The sequence below is a fragment of the Mycolicibacterium llatzerense genome, assembly GCF_025331195.1.
GTDB lineage: Bacteria > Actinomycetota > Actinomycetes > Mycobacteriales > Mycobacteriaceae > Mycobacterium > Mycobacterium llatzerense.
Window position 1 is genome coordinate 525178 of record NZ_LXOV01000001.1, and the last position, 16227, is coordinate 541404.

19 protein-coding genes are annotated in these 16227 nt (G+C 67.2%); 7 read left to right on the forward strand and 12 right to left on the reverse strand.

What is annotated here, in order from left to right; translation table 11 throughout:
- Positions 1–23: 23 nt before the first annotated feature.
- From A7G45_RS02880 to A7G45_RS02890, 3 genes are all read right to left on the reverse strand, one after another.
- Positions 24–410 carry a hypothetical protein gene (locus A7G45_RS02880; protein ID WP_260933440.1) on the reverse strand — a complete coding sequence of 129 codons (387 nt, stop codon included), beginning with the start codon at positions 408–410 and terminating at the stop codon, positions 24–26.
- An 82-nt stretch (positions 411–492) separates the two neighbouring features.
- Positions 493–1215 carry a YqjF family protein gene (locus A7G45_RS02885; RefSeq protein ID WP_260933442.1) on the reverse strand — a complete coding sequence of 241 codons (723 nt, stop codon included), beginning with the start codon at positions 1213–1215 and terminating at the stop codon, positions 493–495.
- Between the two features lie 43 nt (positions 1216–1258).
- Complete coding sequence (locus A7G45_RS02890; RefSeq protein ID WP_260937922.1) at positions 1259–2074, reverse strand: Coq4 family protein; 816 nt, start codon at positions 2072–2074, stop codon at positions 1259–1261.
- A gap of 111 nt (positions 2075–2185) precedes the next feature.
- On the opposite strand from A7G45_RS02890, the gene A7G45_RS02895 reads away from it, so the two are divergent.
- The gene (locus tag A7G45_RS02895) at positions 2186–2851 is read left to right on the forward strand and encodes a TetR/AcrR family transcriptional regulator (protein WP_260933443.1); all 666 of its coding nucleotides are present in this window, start codon (positions 2186–2188) and stop codon (positions 2849–2851) included.
- Positions 2852–2861: 10 nt separating this feature from the next.
- On the opposite strand, the gene A7G45_RS02900 is transcribed toward A7G45_RS02895, so the two are convergent.
- Positions 2862–3851, reverse strand: a complete 990-nt coding sequence (locus A7G45_RS02900; RefSeq protein ID WP_260933446.1) for an LLM class F420-dependent oxidoreductase — start codon at positions 3849–3851, stop codon at positions 2862–2864.
- 147 nt (positions 3852–3998) lie between these two features.
- Here A7G45_RS02900 and A7G45_RS02905 point away from each other — a divergent pair, with 147 nt between their 5' ends.
- Entirely contained in the window at positions 3999–4304 is a 306-nt protein-coding gene (locus A7G45_RS02905) for a type VII secretion target (RefSeq protein ID WP_260933449.1), read from the forward strand.
- Positions 4305–4317: 13 nt separating this feature from the next.
- Here the strand turns inward: A7G45_RS02905 and A7G45_RS02910 are convergent, their stop codons facing one another.
- From A7G45_RS02910 to A7G45_RS02920, 3 genes are all read right to left on the reverse strand, one after another.
- On the reverse strand, positions 4318–5547 hold the full coding sequence (locus A7G45_RS02910) for a DUF7373 family lipoprotein (protein WP_260933451.1): 1230 nt from the start codon (positions 5545–5547) through the stop codon (positions 4318–4320).
- A 3-nt stretch (positions 5548–5550) separates the two neighbouring features.
- Positions 5551–6567 (reverse strand): VWA domain-containing protein, encoded by a 1017-nt coding sequence (locus tag A7G45_RS02915; protein ID WP_043390508.1) that lies wholly within the window; start codon positions 6565–6567, stop codon positions 5551–5553.
- Positions 6568–6688: 121 nt separating this feature from the next.
- A complete protein-coding gene (locus A7G45_RS02920; protein WP_260933455.1) occupies positions 6689–7240 on the reverse strand; it encodes a TetR/AcrR family transcriptional regulator in 552 nt (183 codons plus the stop codon).
- Positions 7241–7322: 82 nt separating this feature from the next.
- Between A7G45_RS02920 and A7G45_RS02925 the strand changes: the two genes are divergently transcribed.
- From A7G45_RS02925 to A7G45_RS02935, 3 genes are read left to right on the forward strand one after another with little or no spacing between them, the layout of a single operon-like run.
- A complete protein-coding gene (locus tag A7G45_RS02925) occupies positions 7323–8510 on the forward strand; it encodes an FAD-dependent monooxygenase (protein WP_260933458.1) in 1188 nt (395 codons plus the stop codon).
- A 59-nt stretch (positions 8511–8569) separates the two neighbouring features.
- The gene (locus A7G45_RS02930) at positions 8570–8995 is read left to right on the forward strand and encodes a pyridoxamine 5'-phosphate oxidase family protein (RefSeq protein ID WP_133762344.1); all 426 of its coding nucleotides are present in this window, start codon (positions 8570–8572) and stop codon (positions 8993–8995) included.
- A gap of 4 nt (positions 8996–8999) precedes the next feature.
- Positions 9000–9611 (forward strand): class I SAM-dependent methyltransferase, encoded by a 612-nt coding sequence (locus tag A7G45_RS02935; RefSeq protein WP_260933462.1) that lies wholly within the window; start codon positions 9000–9002, stop codon positions 9609–9611.
- Positions 9612–9624: 13 nt separating this feature from the next.
- On the opposite strand, the gene A7G45_RS02940 is transcribed toward A7G45_RS02935, so the two are convergent.
- From A7G45_RS02940 to A7G45_RS02960, 5 genes are read right to left on the reverse strand one after another with little or no spacing between them, the layout of a single operon-like run.
- Positions 9625–10005 (reverse strand): nuclear transport factor 2 family protein, encoded by a 381-nt coding sequence (locus tag A7G45_RS02940; RefSeq protein ID WP_260933465.1) that lies wholly within the window; start codon positions 10003–10005, stop codon positions 9625–9627.
- Positions 10006–10015: 10 nt separating this feature from the next.
- On the reverse strand, positions 10016–10963 hold the full coding sequence (locus tag A7G45_RS02945) for an LLM class flavin-dependent oxidoreductase (protein WP_260933467.1): 948 nt from the start codon (positions 10961–10963) through the stop codon (positions 10016–10018).
- Between the two features lie 2 nt (positions 10964–10965).
- On the reverse strand, positions 10966–11715 hold the full coding sequence (locus A7G45_RS02950; RefSeq protein WP_260933469.1) for an SDR family NAD(P)-dependent oxidoreductase: 750 nt from the start codon (positions 11713–11715) through the stop codon (positions 10966–10968).
- Complete coding sequence (locus tag A7G45_RS02955; RefSeq protein WP_260933472.1) at positions 11712–12959, reverse strand: MBL fold metallo-hydrolase; 1248 nt, start codon at positions 12957–12959, stop codon at positions 11712–11714. Before A7G45_RS02955 ends, A7G45_RS02950 begins: the two co-directional genes overlap by 4 nt.
- A gap of 8 nt (positions 12960–12967) precedes the next feature.
- The gene (locus A7G45_RS02960) at positions 12968–14230 is read right to left on the reverse strand and encodes a sulfotransferase family protein (protein ID WP_260933475.1); all 1263 of its coding nucleotides are present in this window, start codon (positions 14228–14230) and stop codon (positions 12968–12970) included.
- 58 nt (positions 14231–14288) lie between these two features.
- Here A7G45_RS02960 and A7G45_RS02965 point away from each other — a divergent pair, with 58 nt between their 5' ends.
- Both A7G45_RS02965 and A7G45_RS02970 read left to right on the forward strand, forming a co-directional pair.
- Positions 14289–15179 (forward strand): IclR family transcriptional regulator, encoded by an 891-nt coding sequence (locus A7G45_RS02965; RefSeq protein ID WP_260933478.1) that lies wholly within the window; start codon positions 14289–14291, stop codon positions 15177–15179.
- Entirely contained in the window at positions 15176–16186 is a 1011-nt protein-coding gene (locus A7G45_RS02970; protein ID WP_260933481.1) for a zinc-dependent alcohol dehydrogenase, read from the forward strand. Before A7G45_RS02965 ends, A7G45_RS02970 begins: the two co-directional genes overlap by 4 nt.
- Positions 16187–16227 lie beyond the last annotated feature (41 nt).

Here is a 16227-nt window from a genome sequence, read left to right on the forward strand (position 1 = left end):
GCCCACCGGAACCGTTTGGCGGTTTAAATCACGCGCAGCGAATCCCCCTCGTTGGGGAAGCGACGGCCCAGTGCGTCGAGCATCCGCTGCACCTCCATGAGTCGCCGACGCAGGGCGAGCAGAGTGTCCGACGGAAGCTCCGACCCCGCTGCCGCGGTGCCTTGCGCACGTCGGGATCGCCGCTCCACCAACGTCATCTGGTCTTCCAGATCGGCGATCTCGTCCAGCAACAGCGCCGCGAACAGGCGTGATTGAGCCAGGTCGGCGCGGTGGGCGGGACGGGGCTGCGTATCGACGCGCGGCCGGCCGCTCACGACGCCCTGGCGCACCGTGCGCCGGGTGGCCGTGGCATTGGAGGGGATCGGCACCGGGGCGGCTCGGCGTCCGGTTTCGCGCATCGTCGGCAACATGGCGCAATGATCACCGAGACTGCACCTTTGCGCTACCAGCCGTTCATCTGCCAGACCGGAAGCGGACACCTTCGGGTAAAGGTCAGCGGAGCGCGGTGGGCCGCCCGAAACGGGCCTGCACGCCCGGCGAGAACAGCGCGCGCAACGGCGGCCCCACCGGCACCACACCGCTGGCGGGCACCAGATCGTCGGTCAGCTCGATCAGCTCGGCCTGCCGTAGCGGCCAGGTCGGATGCGCATTGGGGACCCACCACGTCCGGCCTGCCTTGCGGGTGTGCGCGCCCCACCGAGCGGTCAGCCACACCTCCAACGCCGTGGGTTCGACGGGCTCCCCGATCGCCAGTTCCGCCAGGCTGCGCAGGCCCCGCTCCGGCCACCGGCGCGTGCCCGCATAGGTGATCCGGTCACCGGTGCGGGTGACCCGCAGCTTGGCCCAGGTGTACGGGACACCCATGCCGAGCCTCGTCATCCCGACGACCGCCAGCCGCGTCGTCTCCAGCGACCGGAACAGCACGCCGTGCCGGCCCGCGGCGTCCACCGAATACAGCCGCACGTTGGTTTCGGCGAAGGCGCCGAAGTACGGCAACGGCACTCTGCCGGCCACCGCGGAGCGGTGCATGACGAACGGGATCAGGCCGACGTACGTCAGCCCGTCGATGAACACGTCGGGCTCGGTGCCGGGCGGATACAGGTGCGCGACGGTCGCCGGATCGACCGGCCAGTGCAGGAACGTGAGGTCGCCCCAGAACTGTTCGACCCACACCGGCGGCGGCAGCGGCGGGGCGTCGACCAGGAAGTCGCTCACGTTGTCATCCTCACCCGCCCGACGGCTCCGCCGCCAGTTGAGGTCACGCGGCCGCGGGGCCGGCGGCCAGGATCCGTTCGTAGTTCCACGCGGTGGGCGGAGTGATGCTCGGCGGAGTCCAGTCGGTGACCCACCGGCCCTGGGGGTGGGCCACTTCGACGGGTGCCACTCCGAGCGTCCGCTGGACCGCGCCGTACGGTTTCGGCAGCAGCGCTTCCCATGGCGCCGCCATCAGCAGATCGGCCCTTCGGCCACGCTCGACGGCTTGGCGGTAGTACCGCAACTTGAACGGCACCGACGCACCCGGCAGCGTGAGCGCACCGAACCAGCCCAGCTTCTCCAACGGTCCGGCGGGTTCCATTTGCCCGCAATGGAATCCGATGTTGGCCATCTCGCCTGCGATGTCCGGGCCGTAGCCCCCGATGGTGTGGAACATGTCGTGCAGCGCGGTGCCGCGCACGACCATGTAGTAGAAGTCGTCGTCCCAGTTGTTCTTCTCGGCGATGGGCCGGATGGTCTCGGCCTCGCCGAAAACGCCCGCATCGAGCTTGTTGGTGTTGAGGAAGCTCAGGTAGGCGTGGCCGAGACTGCCGAACGGCAGCGACGCCAGGTACTCCCGGTCGTTCAGGACGGCGAGCAGATCTGGCTTGTCCCGGAACAGCTTGCGCCCGTTGGGATGTGACCGCACCTGGTAGTAGGCGCGCGCGAGGATGGGCGCTTCCATGCCGAGGAAGGCCTCATAGATATCGGTGTGATATTTGGCGTCGATGAGCATTCGCCAGGCTTTCAACCACGGCGTCCACGTCGTCTTATCTGGGACAACGCCACCGCTGCGTCCATATTCGGTCGGCCCTGGCACATGTTCATTCACCTGAATCCAGCCTCCACATTGAGTGATTCAACCGAATTCGATAATCAGACACACGACGACATATGTCAACATATTGGTCATGTGCTGGAGAATGTGGTGATGGCGCGGAACACGAAGGACGGCCCCGCCCCCAAACGCGGCCGGGGCCGCCCCACGGGAGGCGGAAACAGCGCACCTCAGGCGCAAACCCAGATCCTGGATGCCGCGGAACGACTCTTCATCCGGCAGGGTTTCGCGGCGACCACGATGGAGGCCATCGCCCTGGAAGCCGGATACAGCAGGGCTGTGATGTACCGGCATTTTCGCAACCGCGATCAATTGCTGGAGGCCCTCGTGGTCCGCGTGACGCTGACCCAGATAACCCAGATGGCCGCCCGGCTACTGATGCTGCAGGACCTCGCCGAGATCATGACCGAGTCGCTCGTCATCGTCGCCACCGAGGTACGTCAGAATCCGATTCTGCGGGTCCTGTCAGAGCACGACGAGAAATCAAGCGTCGCAACGCTTATCGTGACGGCGCCGAACCTGGTCACGCTGCTCGGCTCGATGTACGAGGGCCTGTTCAAGGCGCAGGTGATCAGCATGCGGCCGGGACTGCAACCCGCCGACGCCGCGCAGTACGTCCTGGGCGTGGCACTGAGCCTGCTGATGGATGTGATCCCCGGGGCCGACGACGCGGCCCAGGTACGTCGATACGTCCGGGTCTTCGTGTTACCGGCGTTGCTCGCCGAACCACCGGCAGCAGAGCCGGTGTTTCCGCAGTAGCGACGACGCCCTAACTCAGCGCGGGGATGACCTCGCGCTCGAATGCCTCGATGCTCGACCGGTCGTACGCGGCTTCCGGGAAATACAGGATCGCGTACTCACACCCGAGATCTTTGATCTTCTGCAGCTTCGAGACGACCTGTTCGGTTGTGCCGCAGGCAGAGTCGGGCGAGGTCAGGTTCTTGACCATCGCGTCGACGGCAGCCTCATGCGCGACAGCGACCTGCCGCTCCCGGATGCGCGCGATGCGGGCCGCGACGTCGGCCTCGGAGTCACCGATCACGACGTTGAAGTTGGCCGACCTGACGATGCCGTCGTAGTCGGTGCCGACCTCGCGGCAATGCTGTTGCAGCACTTCGGATTTGTGCGCGAAACCGTCGGGCTCGGAGGTGAAGTTGGTGTACTGCGCGTACTTCGCGGCGATCCGCAGCGTCACCTTCTCCCCGCCGCCCGCGATCCACAGCGGAATCCCGCCGGTCTGCAACGGCTTGGGCTGCACGATGGCACCGTCGACCTGGTAGTGCTTGCCGTCGAAGCTCACCACGCCGTCGCGCCAGGCCGCGCGCATGATCTGCACGCCTTCGTCGAGCCGGGCCAGCCGTACCCCGGCCGACGGGAAACCGTAACCGTAAGCGCGCCACTCATGTTCGTACCAGCCGCCGCCGATGCCCATCTGGACCCGGCCGCCGGAGATGATGTCGGTGGTCGCGGCGACCTTCGCCAGATATGCGGGGTTGCGGTAGCTGATCGCCGTGCACATCTGGCCCAGCTTGATGCGATTGGTGGTCGCCGCGTAGGCCGCCATCAGCGTCCATGCCTCGTGCGTGGCCTCCGCGGTCGGCATCGGCACGGTGTGGAAATGGTCGTACACCCACAGCGAATCCCACGGTCCGGCGTCGGCGTACGCGGCGAGGTCGCGCATCACCTGCCATTGATCCTGCGGGGCGATCCCCACCAGATCGAGACGCCAACCTTGCGGGATGAACAGTCCGAAGCGCATGGCCCCGACTTTAGGCCGCACGACGATCAAGCGGCGAGGAACGAGCCGCGATGAGGAGTGCGGCAAATCAGACCCGGCCGTACGACGATCAAGCGGGGAAAAGAAACAGCGTCGGGGACCACGCCGCCGCGGCCTTAGGCTGAAGAAATGGCACCCGAATTGCGCGTCGACCCGCAGGTCCTGACAACCGCGGCGAGCACAATGACGTCGTGCGGTTCCGCCGTCGGCGAGCTCAAGCCGGGCGAGCCGCTGAATTCGGCCGCGTCCGGCATGTCCGGGCTCGCGACCGGGGCCGCCTGCCAACGCGTCGGCCCGCTGCTGAACACCGACGGCCAGAACCTCGGGAAGGCGGTCACGGGGTACGCCGACTCACTGCGCACCGCGGCGACCAAGTACCAGAACACCGATGCCGCGTCAGGTGGCGCCATCTGCAAGACCATGCCGGGACGCTGATCAGCCCGCGGCCCTACGGGGCCAGCAGCATCTTGTACTGCGCCGCCGTCTCCTGACGAGCCCCGGTGGCATCGGCATTGCGCACTGCGATGACGGTGTTGTTCAGCGCCGCAAAGCAATAGAACATCGAACCGTTGGTCATCGTCGGATCGATCTCGGATTGCACGCACCGGCTGCCCGGCAGGAAATCGACGGCATTGGCCGGGTGCGCCGACACCTCGACGCGCGCGGTGAGGTCGGCCAGGTCATCGACCAGTTTCTTCGCGGCCGCCGCATCTTTCACGCGATAGACGATCGTCTGGTTGTAGGTCATCTCCTGCAGGCCCGCTGCCGCGAACAACGGTGCGGCGCCGGTCGGCTCGTCCTGAAAGTGCAGCGCGGCCCGCGGCAGGTAGCTGCCGATCTTGGCGTCCGGCAGCCGCGAGGACGGCGGATCAGGGAAAGTCGGCGGCGACATGGTGTGCGACAGCAAGCCTGACGGATCCACGGCAAGCGTCGGTAGCTTCGCCGGGTCGGTCGGCACGAACTCGTCGATGCGCGGCATTTGCGCGTCCAACGCAACGCCGACGGCCGCTGCGGCACCATCCTGGTCCGGCCCGTAAACCAGCTGGGTGAGGACATACGGACCGTGCGGCGTGAACGAGTACAGCGTGACCGGCTGATCCGGGCCGGTGTTCAGGTTCGAGCTGTAGGTGGTGGCGCGCGCGTCCGGATGCCCGGTGATCGGTACCGGGTGATTCACCGTCGGCGACAGCCCGGCGACCGCACCGGCCAGATCCGCGGCCGCCGCAACGGCGGCGGCGGGGTCAGGGAACCGCAGGACGCCGTTCGTCAACCGCCACTGATCGGGGTCCTGCCGGTCGGATGCGAAGCCGTACAGCATGTGGTGCGCGGTGACGGTGCTCGCCACGGCGGCGGGCAAGATCGTGCCGAGGGCCGGCGCTCCGGTGATCACGACGGCCCGCGATTCACCGGGCACCACCATCTGCGGGTCGATTTCCCAGGGCCCGACGACGTCGTCGGCCATCCGCCGCGCATCGATCTGCGCCCCGGTGGACGCCGCTCCCGCCGTGCCCAGCGGAGGTGTCGGCGTCACCGGGAAGTTCCCGCTGCCGAGCAGGGTCGCGTCTACGACGGACGACGGCGGCCCGCCGCCCTGCTTCTCGGCCTGCCCGGGCTCGGTGTTGGCACAGCCGGCCACGACCAGCGCCACAAGCGACACCGCGATCAACCGGCGGTCCATGGCTCAGCCCGGCAGGCGGTTGTTGATCTTCAGGCCCGCGAACAACGCCAACACCAGCACGAAGAATCCGACTCGCGTCCAGCTGCCGCTGGCGTCGCCGCGGATGGTCTGGTAGCCGATCTGCTCCTGCAGATTGGCGTAGACGCGGGTCAGCTGGTCGAGGGTCTCGGCGCGGAACGACTCGCCGCCGGTCACCTTCGCGATCTTCTGCAGCGACAGGTCGTCGGTCGGGACCGGCACTTCCTGACCCTCGTAGGTGATGACGCCCGACGGCGTACCGAACGAGATCGTCGAGATCACGACGTCCTGGTCCTTGGCCGCCCGCGCCGCCGTCAGGGCGCCGCGGGGGTCGTTCGGGTCCGCCGGCACGGTTTCCTTACCGTCCGACATCAACACGATGTGGGCAGGCGGCGGACCGTCACCGCCACCCATCACCGCATCGAGGGTGGCGATGGCCTGCAACGCCGTGAAGATGCCTTCGCCGGTCGCGGTGCGCGGTGACGGCTCCAGAGTCTCGATGGTTCGCGCCACGACGTCGTGATCACTGGTCGGGGCCACCAACATCGTTGCGCTGGACGAGAACTGGACCAGGCCCACGCTGATCCCGTTGGTCAGGCCCTTCACGAACGTCTTGCCTGCGCTTTTCGCCGCCTCGATGCGGCTGGGTTTGACGTCGGTGGCGATCATCGACTCGGAGACGTCGATGACGAGCATGACGACGGCGCGGTTGCGCGGAATCCGGATGTCGTGGGTCGGTCCGGCCATGGCGGTGGTGAGCAGCACCAGCGAGGTCACCAGCAACACCGCCGGCACATGCCGCCACCGCGATTGCGTCTTCGGACGGGCCGCGACGACCTGCTCCAAGAGCTCGGTGTTGGCGAACCGCAGCACTCGCTTGCGCCGCGCCTTGCGCAGCAGCAGGTAGATCGCGACGGCCCCGATGACGGCGATCAGATAGAGGAAGAACCACGCACTGGAGAACCCGGACAGCGTCAGTGGCCCGACAAAGGGGATCTCCAACAGGCACTCTCCGTTGCGTTCGACGTCGATCGCTCAGACCGATATGGGGCAATCGTACCGACGCCGCCTTGCGGGGTTCTGAATGCGACATCCTGGCCGGCTGTGGTCGACGCGACGGCCCTCAGTCCGGCAGCCCGAGCGCGGCCATCGCGCCGTCGACCGTCGCCTGTCTCAGCTGGTCGGCCGGGACGTCCGGGAACTGCAGGCAACAGTCCTGCAGGCCGCCGAATGCGATGACGGCGCGCGTGGACTGTTCGAGGGTCGGCCGGCGTCCGAAGACCAGCTTGCCGAGCCGGTCGCGCCAGGCCAGCATGGCGTCGATCAGCCCCAGATCGGCGAGCGTGGTCAGGTCGGTGACGATCAGCAACAGATCGGCGCGGTGCCGGTAGTGGAAGTCGAAGTAGCCCTGCAGCAGCTCGCGGGGCGTGGCCCGGGCGGACCCGCGCAGGCGTTCCTGGGCGGCCACGAACTCCTCACCCTCGTCGACCAGCGGCTGCAGGATGCTGCGCACCAGGTCCTCGCGCGAACTGAAGTGGTAGTACAGCGCGGGTTTACTGATTCCGAGCCGATCGGCGATGTCCTGCAGGCTGGTCCGCTGCACGCCCTTCTGTCCGAATAGCTCGCGCGCCACGCCTTGGATGCGCAGCCGGGTATCGGAAGGGGGTCTCGCCACGTAACCACCCTAACTTACTTAACGGGCGGTAAGCTGGCCGGACATCTACTTACCGACCGTTAAGTAAACACGGAGGAACCCCATGAAGGTACTCATCTCCGGCGCCAGCATCGCCGGCCCGGTTCTGACCTACTGGCTGTCCCGCAACGGATTCGACGTGACGGTGGTCGAACGCGCGCCCGCGCTGCGCAAGACCGGCGGCCATGCCGTCGACCTGTTCCGGCCTGCGATGGAGATCTCCGAGCGCATGGGCGTGTTGGACCGCATCGAGTCGCGCGCCACCGGGACCACCATGCTCGCCCTCAACCGCCCGCCCAGCACCCGGTGGACAAACGTCGACTACGTCAAGCTCCTCGCGGCCATGTCCGACCGGCATGTCGAGATCATGCGGGACGACCTCAGTGAGGCCTACTACGACGCCGTCCGCGACGACGCAGAGTTCCGCTTCGGAGACCAGATCACGTCCATCACCGACGCCGGAGAGGTGACGTTCGAGCACGGCGCCCCGGAACGGTACGACCTGGTGATCGGCGCTGACGGCCTGCACTCGGGAGTGCGCCGACTGACCTTCGGCGATCAGGTGCGGGAACGGTTCCTCGGCGGGTACCTGGCGGTGGTCTCCGTGCCGAAAGTGCTTGCGCCCAAAGGTGAGATGAGCGGATATCTGGCGCCCCGGCGGATCGCCATGATCTATACCGCCGACCATCTCGACGACGCTCGCGCGGTCTTCATGTTCCGGACGCAGCAGCCCTTGGACTACCACTACCGCGACGTCGCCGGCCAACAGCGGCAGCTGCGGGCGGCGTTCGCCGGGCTGGCGCCCGAAGTCGACTACTGGCTGCAGGAAACGGACCGTACTCCGGCATTCTATTTCGACGCGATCACCCAACTGGAGATGAGCACCTGGTCGCGTGGGCGCGTCACGCTGGTCGGCGACGCCGGATATTGCCCGGGCCCCGCGGTCGGCGGCAGTACCAGCCTGGCGGTGTACGGGGCGTACGTCCTGGCGCACGCCCTGATCACGACGCGCGGCGACCACACTGCCGCGTTCGCCGCCTACGAACGAACCATGGCCGCGCCGGTGGCGGGCAGCCGCACCATGGCGCGGGTCAACGCGAAGACCATCGTGCCCGGATCGGATTGGGGCACAAGGGCACTCCTCGGCGCGGCACGCACCGTCTCGCTCTTGCCGAGCGGCCTGACGCAGCGGCTGGCCCGGCTCAACGCGAAGGGCGTCAGGCTGTACGACACCATGCCGCTGCCGAACTGACGTCATCGCGTGTGGCGGAAGCCGCTGCGGTGTCACACATTTTCGCTACGTTGGATCCCATGGCGCTTTCCAAGGACGAACGCGAAAAATTTCTGGCCGAACCACACATCGGGGCACTGTCGGTCAACGCCGGCGCGGACCGCGGCCCCCTGACGGTGCCGATCTGGTACCAGTACACGCCCGGCGGCAAGTTGTGGCTGCTCACCGGGCTCGACTCTCGCAAGCACAAGCTGATCGAGGCAGCGGGGCACCTGTCGCTGATGGCCGAGCGTCTGGATCCGACGGTCCGCTACGTCGCGGTCGACGGTCCGGTGCTCAGCATCGAGCCGGGCACCGACGAGCAGTTGGTCGAGATGGCCGTCCGGTACCTCGGTGAAGAGAAGGCCCCGGCGTATCTGGAGATGGCGCGGCGCGAGCATGGCACGAACGTGACCGTCACCGTCGACCCCAAGCACTGGCTGTCGGCCGACCTCGGGGCGCTGTGATGCCATGTCGTCCCGGCAGCGCTTGTTCCGGGCCTTCTATCGGCTCGGATTCACTCCGTGGGACGGTCATCCGCTAGCCACCAGCCTGCGTGAGCTGGTCGAGGGTGACGATGCCCTACCCCCGGGCACCGTGCTCGACATCGGTTGCGGCACCGGCGACAACGCGCTGTATCTGGCCGGGCTCGGCTGGGACGTCACCGGAGTGGACTACGTCGCCAACGCAGTGCAGAAGGCGCGGGCCAAGGCCGCCAAGCGGGCCGACTCCGCGCCGGGGGCGGTGCGGTTCGACCAGGCCGACGCCACCCGACTCACCGGCCAGGGCATCGGCGCGGATTTCGCGCTGATCGTGGACAGCGGGTGCCTGCACGGGATGAGCGCGAACGACCGCGACGCGTACGTGGGCGAGGTGACCGCGGTCGCGGCCCCGGATGCGCGGCTGCTGATCGTCGCGTTCGTCCCGGACACCTCATTCGGGGTGCCCGGGATCGACCCGGCCGAGGTGCAGCGACGGTTCGCGCTCGGGTGGACGCTGCTGGACAGCGGTGACGAGCCGGGGCTGGACGACAATGGCAAGAACCCGGCGCGGTACTACCTGTTCGCCCGGCGGCGCACCTGAATCCTGATCGCGGTCAGGAAATAGGCGTGATGTCGGTGGCCGGGTCGAAGACGGCGCGCAGGCTCACGATTTTCGCGTCGTCGTCGAAGACCATGATGTCGACGGGGCTGAGCTCGAAACGGTACGAGCCGGTCCCGGTGCGGAGTTTGAACGAGAAGACGGCGGTGTCAGCGGCGACCTTGCTCCACAGAAGTTCGGCGCTGATGTCTTCCATCGACGCCAGGACCGTGTAGAAGTCGACCAACGTTTGGCGGCCCGTCTTCGGTTCGGTGCCGACGGGATCCTCGATGGTGGCGTTGTCGGCGAAGAGGTCGACGATCGCGTCCGGTTGGTGTGCCGCAAGCAATTCGACGTACCGCGCGACGACGTTCTGGATCTGCGCGACGGATGCCATGTGAAATCTCCTATGTGAGTGCCGGCAGCACTGTGTCGGTGAGCAATTCGATGGACTTCCACGCCGCGTCGACGGGCATGCCGCCGACCAGCGGGTGCATGACGAGCGGGCCGTACTGATCGGCGGCGCGAATCTCGTCGATCAGCGCATCCGGCGTGAGAATGCGGTACTTGCCTGACGCCCTGACCTCGTCGATGGTCTGCACGCCGGGAATGTGCATGAGGGACCGGCGTTCGACGGACCAGGCGCCGTAGGTGACGGCCTCCCACAGGATGTGTTCGCCGAGTTCCGCCCAGGCCTTGTCAGGGTCCTCGTGCAGGTAGATCATGCCGCGGTTGACTTCTCCGGGCATCATCACGAACGGGGTGATGCCCTTTTCGACGCACAACTTTCGGTAGTGGTCGGCAACCTCGGGCAGGTAGTCGACCAGGCTCAGCGGCAGCCCGAACCGTGCCGCTCGCCGCGCCGTCGCCTGAACCCCGCCGCCGACGAACAGCATCGGATGCGGCCGGGTCCAGGTGCCGATCTCGGCCCAGTGCGCCAGCATCCGTGTGATCAGGTCGTCCAGCAGCCGGCCTCGTTGGCTGAAATCGACTCCCAGCGACTCGTATTCGCATTCGCGGTAACCGAGGCCGACGGTCGTGAACAGCCGTCCGCAACTCATGTTGTCCACCAGCGCGATGTCTTCGGCGAGCCGCACGGGATTCCACAGCGGGCCGAGCGCGCAGTCCACACTGGCGACCAGCTTCGTGGTCCGCGCCAGAAACATGGACGCGGCCATGATCGGGTTGCAGCTCCAGCCGTGCCCGGTGGCGTGGTGCTCGTCGACGCTCACCGAGGTGATGCCCTTGGCCTCGCCCCACTGCGCCATTTCCAGCGCCGCCGACAACAGCCGGTGCTGGTTGCGCGGATCTCCCTGTGGGGAGGCGAAATTGAAGCGCAGAACGGTCAGCTGCATGGCTACACGCAGTCCGAGGCGCCGTCGACGACGAACAGCGCGCCCGAGGTGTACGCACTCTGCTCGGTACACAGGAAGGCGATCGTGGGCGCGATCTCGTGGACGGATCCGAAGCGCCGCAACGGAACATGGGCCAGCTCGGCGTCGACCAGTTGCTGCGCGAACTTCATGGGCGCGGTCATCGGGGTGTCGATCACGCCGGGCGCCACCGCGTTGACGCGGATGCCCTTGTCGGCCCACTTAACGGCGAGATTGCGGGTGATGCCGATGATTCCGGCCTTGGCGGCGCCATAGCCGGGCACCAGTGGGACGGCTCGCAGCGCCGACATCGACGCCATGTTGACGACGCTGGCACCGCCGGTCGCGGTCGACGCCTTCAGCGCGCGGTACAGCCCGACGGTCAGCCGGTACGGCGCGGTGAGGTTCAGCGTGACGGAGGCGTCGAAGCCGTCGGGCTGCGATTCATCCAGGCCGCCAGGGAAATTCGCGCCCGCGTTGTTCACCAGGACGTCGAGCCGGTCGAACCGCTGGGCCAGTGCATTCACCGAGTCGGGGTCCGTGATCTGCAACTGCTGGTACGCCATCCCGGACAGGTCGGTGTCGTATTCCGCCGCAACGGATTTCGTGCCGGTGATGGTGACGTCGGCCCCGGCATCGCGGAACAGCGTCGCGGCGGCATGACCGATGCCGCTGGTGCCGCCGGTGACCAGGACCGCGGTCCCGGTGAAGTCGAAGGTGACTCTTGCGGTCATTTCTGCCCCTCTAATGTGTGGAGAACGTTTCTGAGCCAAGCGGTTTCCCAGAAATTCGTGCTATCGGACAGCAGTCCTTCGTGGGCCTGCCGCAACACCTCGCGCGCGCCGGGATCGTCGGGGCCGACCAGTTCAGCCAGGTGAACGGCCTCCAGCGGGCGGCCGGCATCGAGATGGGCCCGGGCCCGGTCGACGAGGGCTTGCGCGCCCGCCAGTTCGACGATGTCAGCGGCGACGGCATCGAGTCCGACGGGGTACAACTCGGTGGTCGACCGGTGGTGGAACCAGCCCGTGTAGTTCTCCCAGATGGCCCGCACGTCCCAAGCCACCTTGCCGTAGCCCTGCCCCACCTCGTATTCAGCGGGCAGGGTGATCTCGCGCATCAGGGTCCGAACGTCCTTGCCGGCGTTCATCCCGGCGACGGTCTCGTCGTGAATGTACTCGACAGCGTTGCGCAGCCGGGTGAGTTCGGCCTCGATCAACTCCGCCCCGGCGATCGGCCCGAAATGCCCTGTCACCAACAGCTCCGGCTGCAGCGCGCGCACCCGCTCGATCGACGCGATGACAGTCAGCGCGTCGCGGTACCGGTCGCCGCGCATCGTCACCAAGTTGGGGATGTGCCCGAAGAGCGCTCCGAAGACGTTTCCGGCCAGGCAGATTCGCTCGTCGGGCAGCCAGACCACCAGCGAGTCGGTGGTTTCTCCGCCGGGCACGGAAATGAGTTCCATGCGGCGGCCGCCGACCTCGAGACTGAGGGTGTGCTCGAAGTCGATGTCGACGGTCGGCACGCTCTGCCCGGCAAGGTGTGTGGTGCCCAGCCGCTGCTGAATCCGCCGGACGCCGCCGGCCAGCGTGTCACTGAAGGCGAACGCGCTGCGGCCCGCGCGATACGGGATCAGCCGGTCGTTGTCATCGCGCCACGTCGTCCAGTTCGCCTGCGCGACCACCTGCGTGTCCGGGTCACGCACGCTGTCCAGTCCACCCACGTGGTCGACGTGCCCTTGCGTGAAGATGACGTAGCGTACCGGCGAGGAGTCGACGGCGTCGAAGTTGGCGCGGTGCACCGGCCCTTCAAAACCCATGCCGCTGTTGATGATCACCCTGCCGTCGTCGGTGGTCAGCAGATAGGAATTCGACAGGCCCGGCGAGCACCACAGGCCTGGGGCGATCTGCTCGGCGGCTTCGGCGGATGCGGGCGCCATCGCATCGGCGCCGGGCCGGCTGCGGTAGATCGGTTCCATCACGTCTCTCCTCAATTCTCGGGCCGGACGTCGAACCGGTCGAAGTAGAAATCGAACCGGCTGCGCAGGTCGTCAGGCGTGACGCCGAAATGCCCCTGCAGGTCGTAGCGGATGCGGCCGTGTTTGCCACGTGGGTTGCTGTCCAGGTACCGCTGGAAACCCTTGCGGGCCTTGGGTGTCAGCTCGATGCCGCCGACCGCGTAGAGCTGCTCCAGCAGGGGCATTTCGTTGCCGTTGAGGTCATGGAAGTTGATGTCGATGCTGCGGCCGGCGGGTACCAGCTCGCGGTCCCGGACGCCCGCGCTGAGCAGTCGGTGCACGCGGTCACTCCAGTACTCGATCAGCACGTCGGGCTCGATGCTTGTCCGTCGCATCCGGTCGCCGTACGCGATCATGGTGACCGCCGACTGGATCACCGCGACGGGATCGCGGTGAGTGAAGGCGACGGTGGCGTCGGGGAAGGTCGCCATCAGCGGACCCAATTGCTCGGAATGCTGCGGGCTCTTGAGCACCCAGGTGCGGGGCCCACGCAGGAACGTCAGCGCCTGCAGCACCTTCTTGAGGTAGGCATAGTGCTTGGTCTGGTCGAGCCCCAGGTAGTAGTCGCGCCAATCCGGCACGCGCGCATGCCATTCCAGCACATACGAAGCCAGGTCCAGGTCGAGGACTTCGACCTCCTCCTCGATGGCTGCGGGGAACCGGTCGTGCATGGCCGCCACCAGCGGCGTGGTGGCCATCATGGCGTCATGTTCGGCTTTCGACCGTGCGAAGCGCGGGTCGATACCGTTGATGTCCGGCCCCTCACCCAGCGCCGGGATCGGTTCCTGGCTCTCCCAGTACGGCAATGCCCGGCGCCCCGGATCGGCGGCGATGAGGTTCACCAGATGTGTGGTGCCCGACCGCGGCATTCCGACGACGATGATGGGCCGCTCGATCTCGATCGACTCGATCTCGGGGTGACGCTTGAGCAGCTCGGTCAACGACAGCCGGTTGCGCAGTAGCCGAATGATTCTGCCGCGCAGCGTCATCCGAGCGAGTTGACGCAGTCCGTCGTCGGCCTCGATGGCAGCCACGTGGGCGGCGAGACGAGCGGTGAAACCGTCGGTGTCAGCCAGATCATCCACCCCGGCCTGGGCCACTGCCTCGGCCAGCATCGTCCCGATGTCGAGCTCAACCCGCCGGGACTCGGTGTAGTCGAGGATCTGCTGTTGCGCCGCCGTGAGTTGCGGTGCGACCAGGTCTCCTATGTCGACGACGTCGGAGGCGTTCGCCATTGATCACTCCTCGGTTCAGACTTGTAAATGTCGAATATTCGACGTATCGTTCGAAAGTATGACACCGAAGGTAGACGGGCCCGACGTTGTCAGTCAAGTGCCATCACCGCCGACCGAACGCGTGATCGCGGTGATGCATTTGCTGGCCGCCGAGCCCGACCGCTCGTTCTCCCTTGCCGACATCACCCGTCGGCTCGACATCAGCCGCGCCACCGGGCATGCCATCTTGACGACTCTTGCTGCGCACCAATGGGTTCTGCGCGACGAGGAGAGCGCGGGCTATTCCTGCGGGCCGGCGGTAGCGACGCTCGGCCGTCCGTCGAACAATCGCGCGTTCCGACCGGTGCTGACCGAATTGTCCGAGTCGATCGGCACGCTGGTCATGCTGGCCCGCCGCGACGGAGCCGCGCTGCAGATCGTCGACACGGTCGGCGAATCGCTCACCGCTCCGCGCCTCGGCCCCGGCTTCCGGGTCCCACTGGTCGCTCCCTTCGGACGCGACTATGTGGCGTGGGCCGCCGAGTCGGCGCAACAGACGTGGCTGGGCGCGGGGCAACCGGCCACGCAGCTCCGGAAACGCCTGGCCGCGGTGCTGCAGGAGACACGGCGACGCGGGTACGTGATCGAGCGGCTGAGCCCCGAGTACGTCCGGGTCTACTCCGCGCTGCGCGCACTGGCCGTCGAGGGCGAAGCCGACGCCATCACCCGTCGCCTCGCCTGGTCGTTTGCCGACCTCACACTCGTCGACTACCTGCCCGGTGAACTCGACGACTCCAGCCCACACCAGATCGCCACCATCGCGGCGCCGGTGCGGGACGCCGACGGGCTGGTGACCATGTCGGTCAGCGCGGCACCGTTCTCCACACTCACCGCGGTCCAGGTGGAGGACATCGGCGCACAGGTTTGTGATGCTGCCCGCCGGATCGAACAACGAGGAGTCGGAGCATGAAGGCGGCCGTGGTAACCGGCACGGGCACAACGGATGTCATCGACTTGGCCCGGCCCGAGGTCGGGCCGCGTGACGTGCTGGTGAAGATCCGTGCCTGCGGCATCTGCGGCAGCGACGCGCTCTACATCGCGATCGGCGGGCTGCCGCCGCATCAGGGCCGCATGCCGTTGGGGCACGAACCTGCCGGTGAGATCGTCGCGGTCGGCGGGGAGGTCGCAGACCTGGCCGTCGGCGACCATGTCGTCGTCGACCCCATGGCGACCCCCGGTGACATCATCGGCAACGGCGGCGGCCGCGGCGCCCTCGCCGAGTACCTGCTCCTCACCGACGCCGTCCGCGGCACTCACCTCGAAGTCATCCCCGACCACATCCCGTTCGAGGTGGCTGCCCTCAACGAACCCATGGCCGTCGCCCGGCATGCCGTCAACCGGTGCCGGCCGAAGCCCTCCGACAAGGTGCTGATCTTCGGCGCCGGCCCCATCGGCCTCGGCGCCGTACTGGCGCTCAAATCCCTTGGCGTGCAGCATGTCGCGGTCGCCGACGTCGTCGCATCCCGGCTCGAGACCGCGCTGGGGATCGGCGCCGACGCCGTCATCAACTCCGCCGAAGAGAACCTTGCCGCCCGCCTCGTCGAACTGCACGGCGCGGGTGCGGCGATGTTCCCGGGCAAGGCCGATACCGACATCTACCTCGACGCGGCGGGCGTCGGCGCTGTCATCGAGAGCGCGGTGACCTTGGCGAAGAAGGGCGCGACCATCGGCGTGGTGGCCGTGCACAAGGCGCCCGTCCCGGTCGACTTCCTGTCCCTGATGAGCAACGAGATCACGATTCTCGGGTCCATGGGATACCCCGATGAAATCTTCGACGTCACAAGCGATCTCGTCGCGAACTGGCAGACGTACGCCCGCATCGTCAGCCACACCATCCCGTTCGACCAGGTCAACGAGGCGCTGGTGACAGCAGCGACCCCGGGTGCCGCCGACAAGATCGTCGTCACCTTCGACTGAGTGACGCGCTCCGGCCGACGGCGCCCGAGCGTAGCGTGGCC

Excerpts from the sequence above, each read along its gene's own strand:
- A7G45_RS02880 (WP_260933440.1), bottom strand. The coding sequence starts at position 410 with ATGTTGCCGACGATGCGCGAAACCGGACGCCGAGCCGCCCCGGTGCCG.
- A7G45_RS02895 (WP_260933443.1), top strand. The coding sequence starts at position 2,186 with ATGGCGCGGAACACGAAGGACGGCCCCGCCCCCAAACGCGGCCGGGGC.
- A7G45_RS02900 (WP_260933446.1), bottom strand. The coding sequence starts at position 3,851 with ATGCGCTTCGGACTGTTCATCCCGCAAGGTTGGCGTCTCGATCTGGTG.
- A7G45_RS02905 (WP_260933449.1), top strand. The coding sequence starts at position 3,999 with ATGGCACCCGAATTGCGCGTCGACCCGCAGGTCCTGACAACCGCGGCG.
- A7G45_RS02910 (WP_260933451.1), bottom strand. The coding sequence starts at position 5,547 with ATGGACCGCCGGTTGATCGCGGTGTCGCTTGTGGCGCTGGTCGTGGCC.
- A7G45_RS02925 (WP_260933458.1), top strand. The coding sequence starts at position 7,323 with ATGAAGGTACTCATCTCCGGCGCCAGCATCGCCGGCCCGGTTCTGACC.
- A7G45_RS02930 (WP_133762344.1), top strand. The coding sequence starts at position 8,570 with ATGGCGCTTTCCAAGGACGAACGCGAAAAATTTCTGGCCGAACCACAC.
- A7G45_RS02935 (WP_260933462.1), top strand. The coding sequence starts at position 9,000 with ATGTCGTCCCGGCAGCGCTTGTTCCGGGCCTTCTATCGGCTCGGATTC.
- A7G45_RS02940 (WP_260933465.1), bottom strand. The coding sequence starts at position 10,005 with ATGGCATCCGTCGCGCAGATCCAGAACGTCGTCGCGCGGTACGTCGAA.
- A7G45_RS02945 (WP_260933467.1), bottom strand. The coding sequence starts at position 10,963 with ATGCAGCTGACCGTTCTGCGCTTCAATTTCGCCTCCCCACAGGGAGAT.
- A7G45_RS02950 (WP_260933469.1), bottom strand. The coding sequence starts at position 11,715 with ATGACCGCAAGAGTCACCTTCGACTTCACCGGGACCGCGGTCCTGGTC.
- A7G45_RS02960 (WP_260933475.1), bottom strand. The coding sequence starts at position 14,230 with ATGGCGAACGCCTCCGACGTCGTCGACATAGGAGACCTGGTCGCACCG.
- A7G45_RS02965 (WP_260933478.1), top strand. The coding sequence starts at position 14,289 with ATGACACCGAAGGTAGACGGGCCCGACGTTGTCAGTCAAGTGCCATCA.
- A7G45_RS02970 (WP_260933481.1), top strand. The coding sequence starts at position 15,176 with ATGAAGGCGGCCGTGGTAACCGGCACGGGCACAACGGATGTCATCGAC.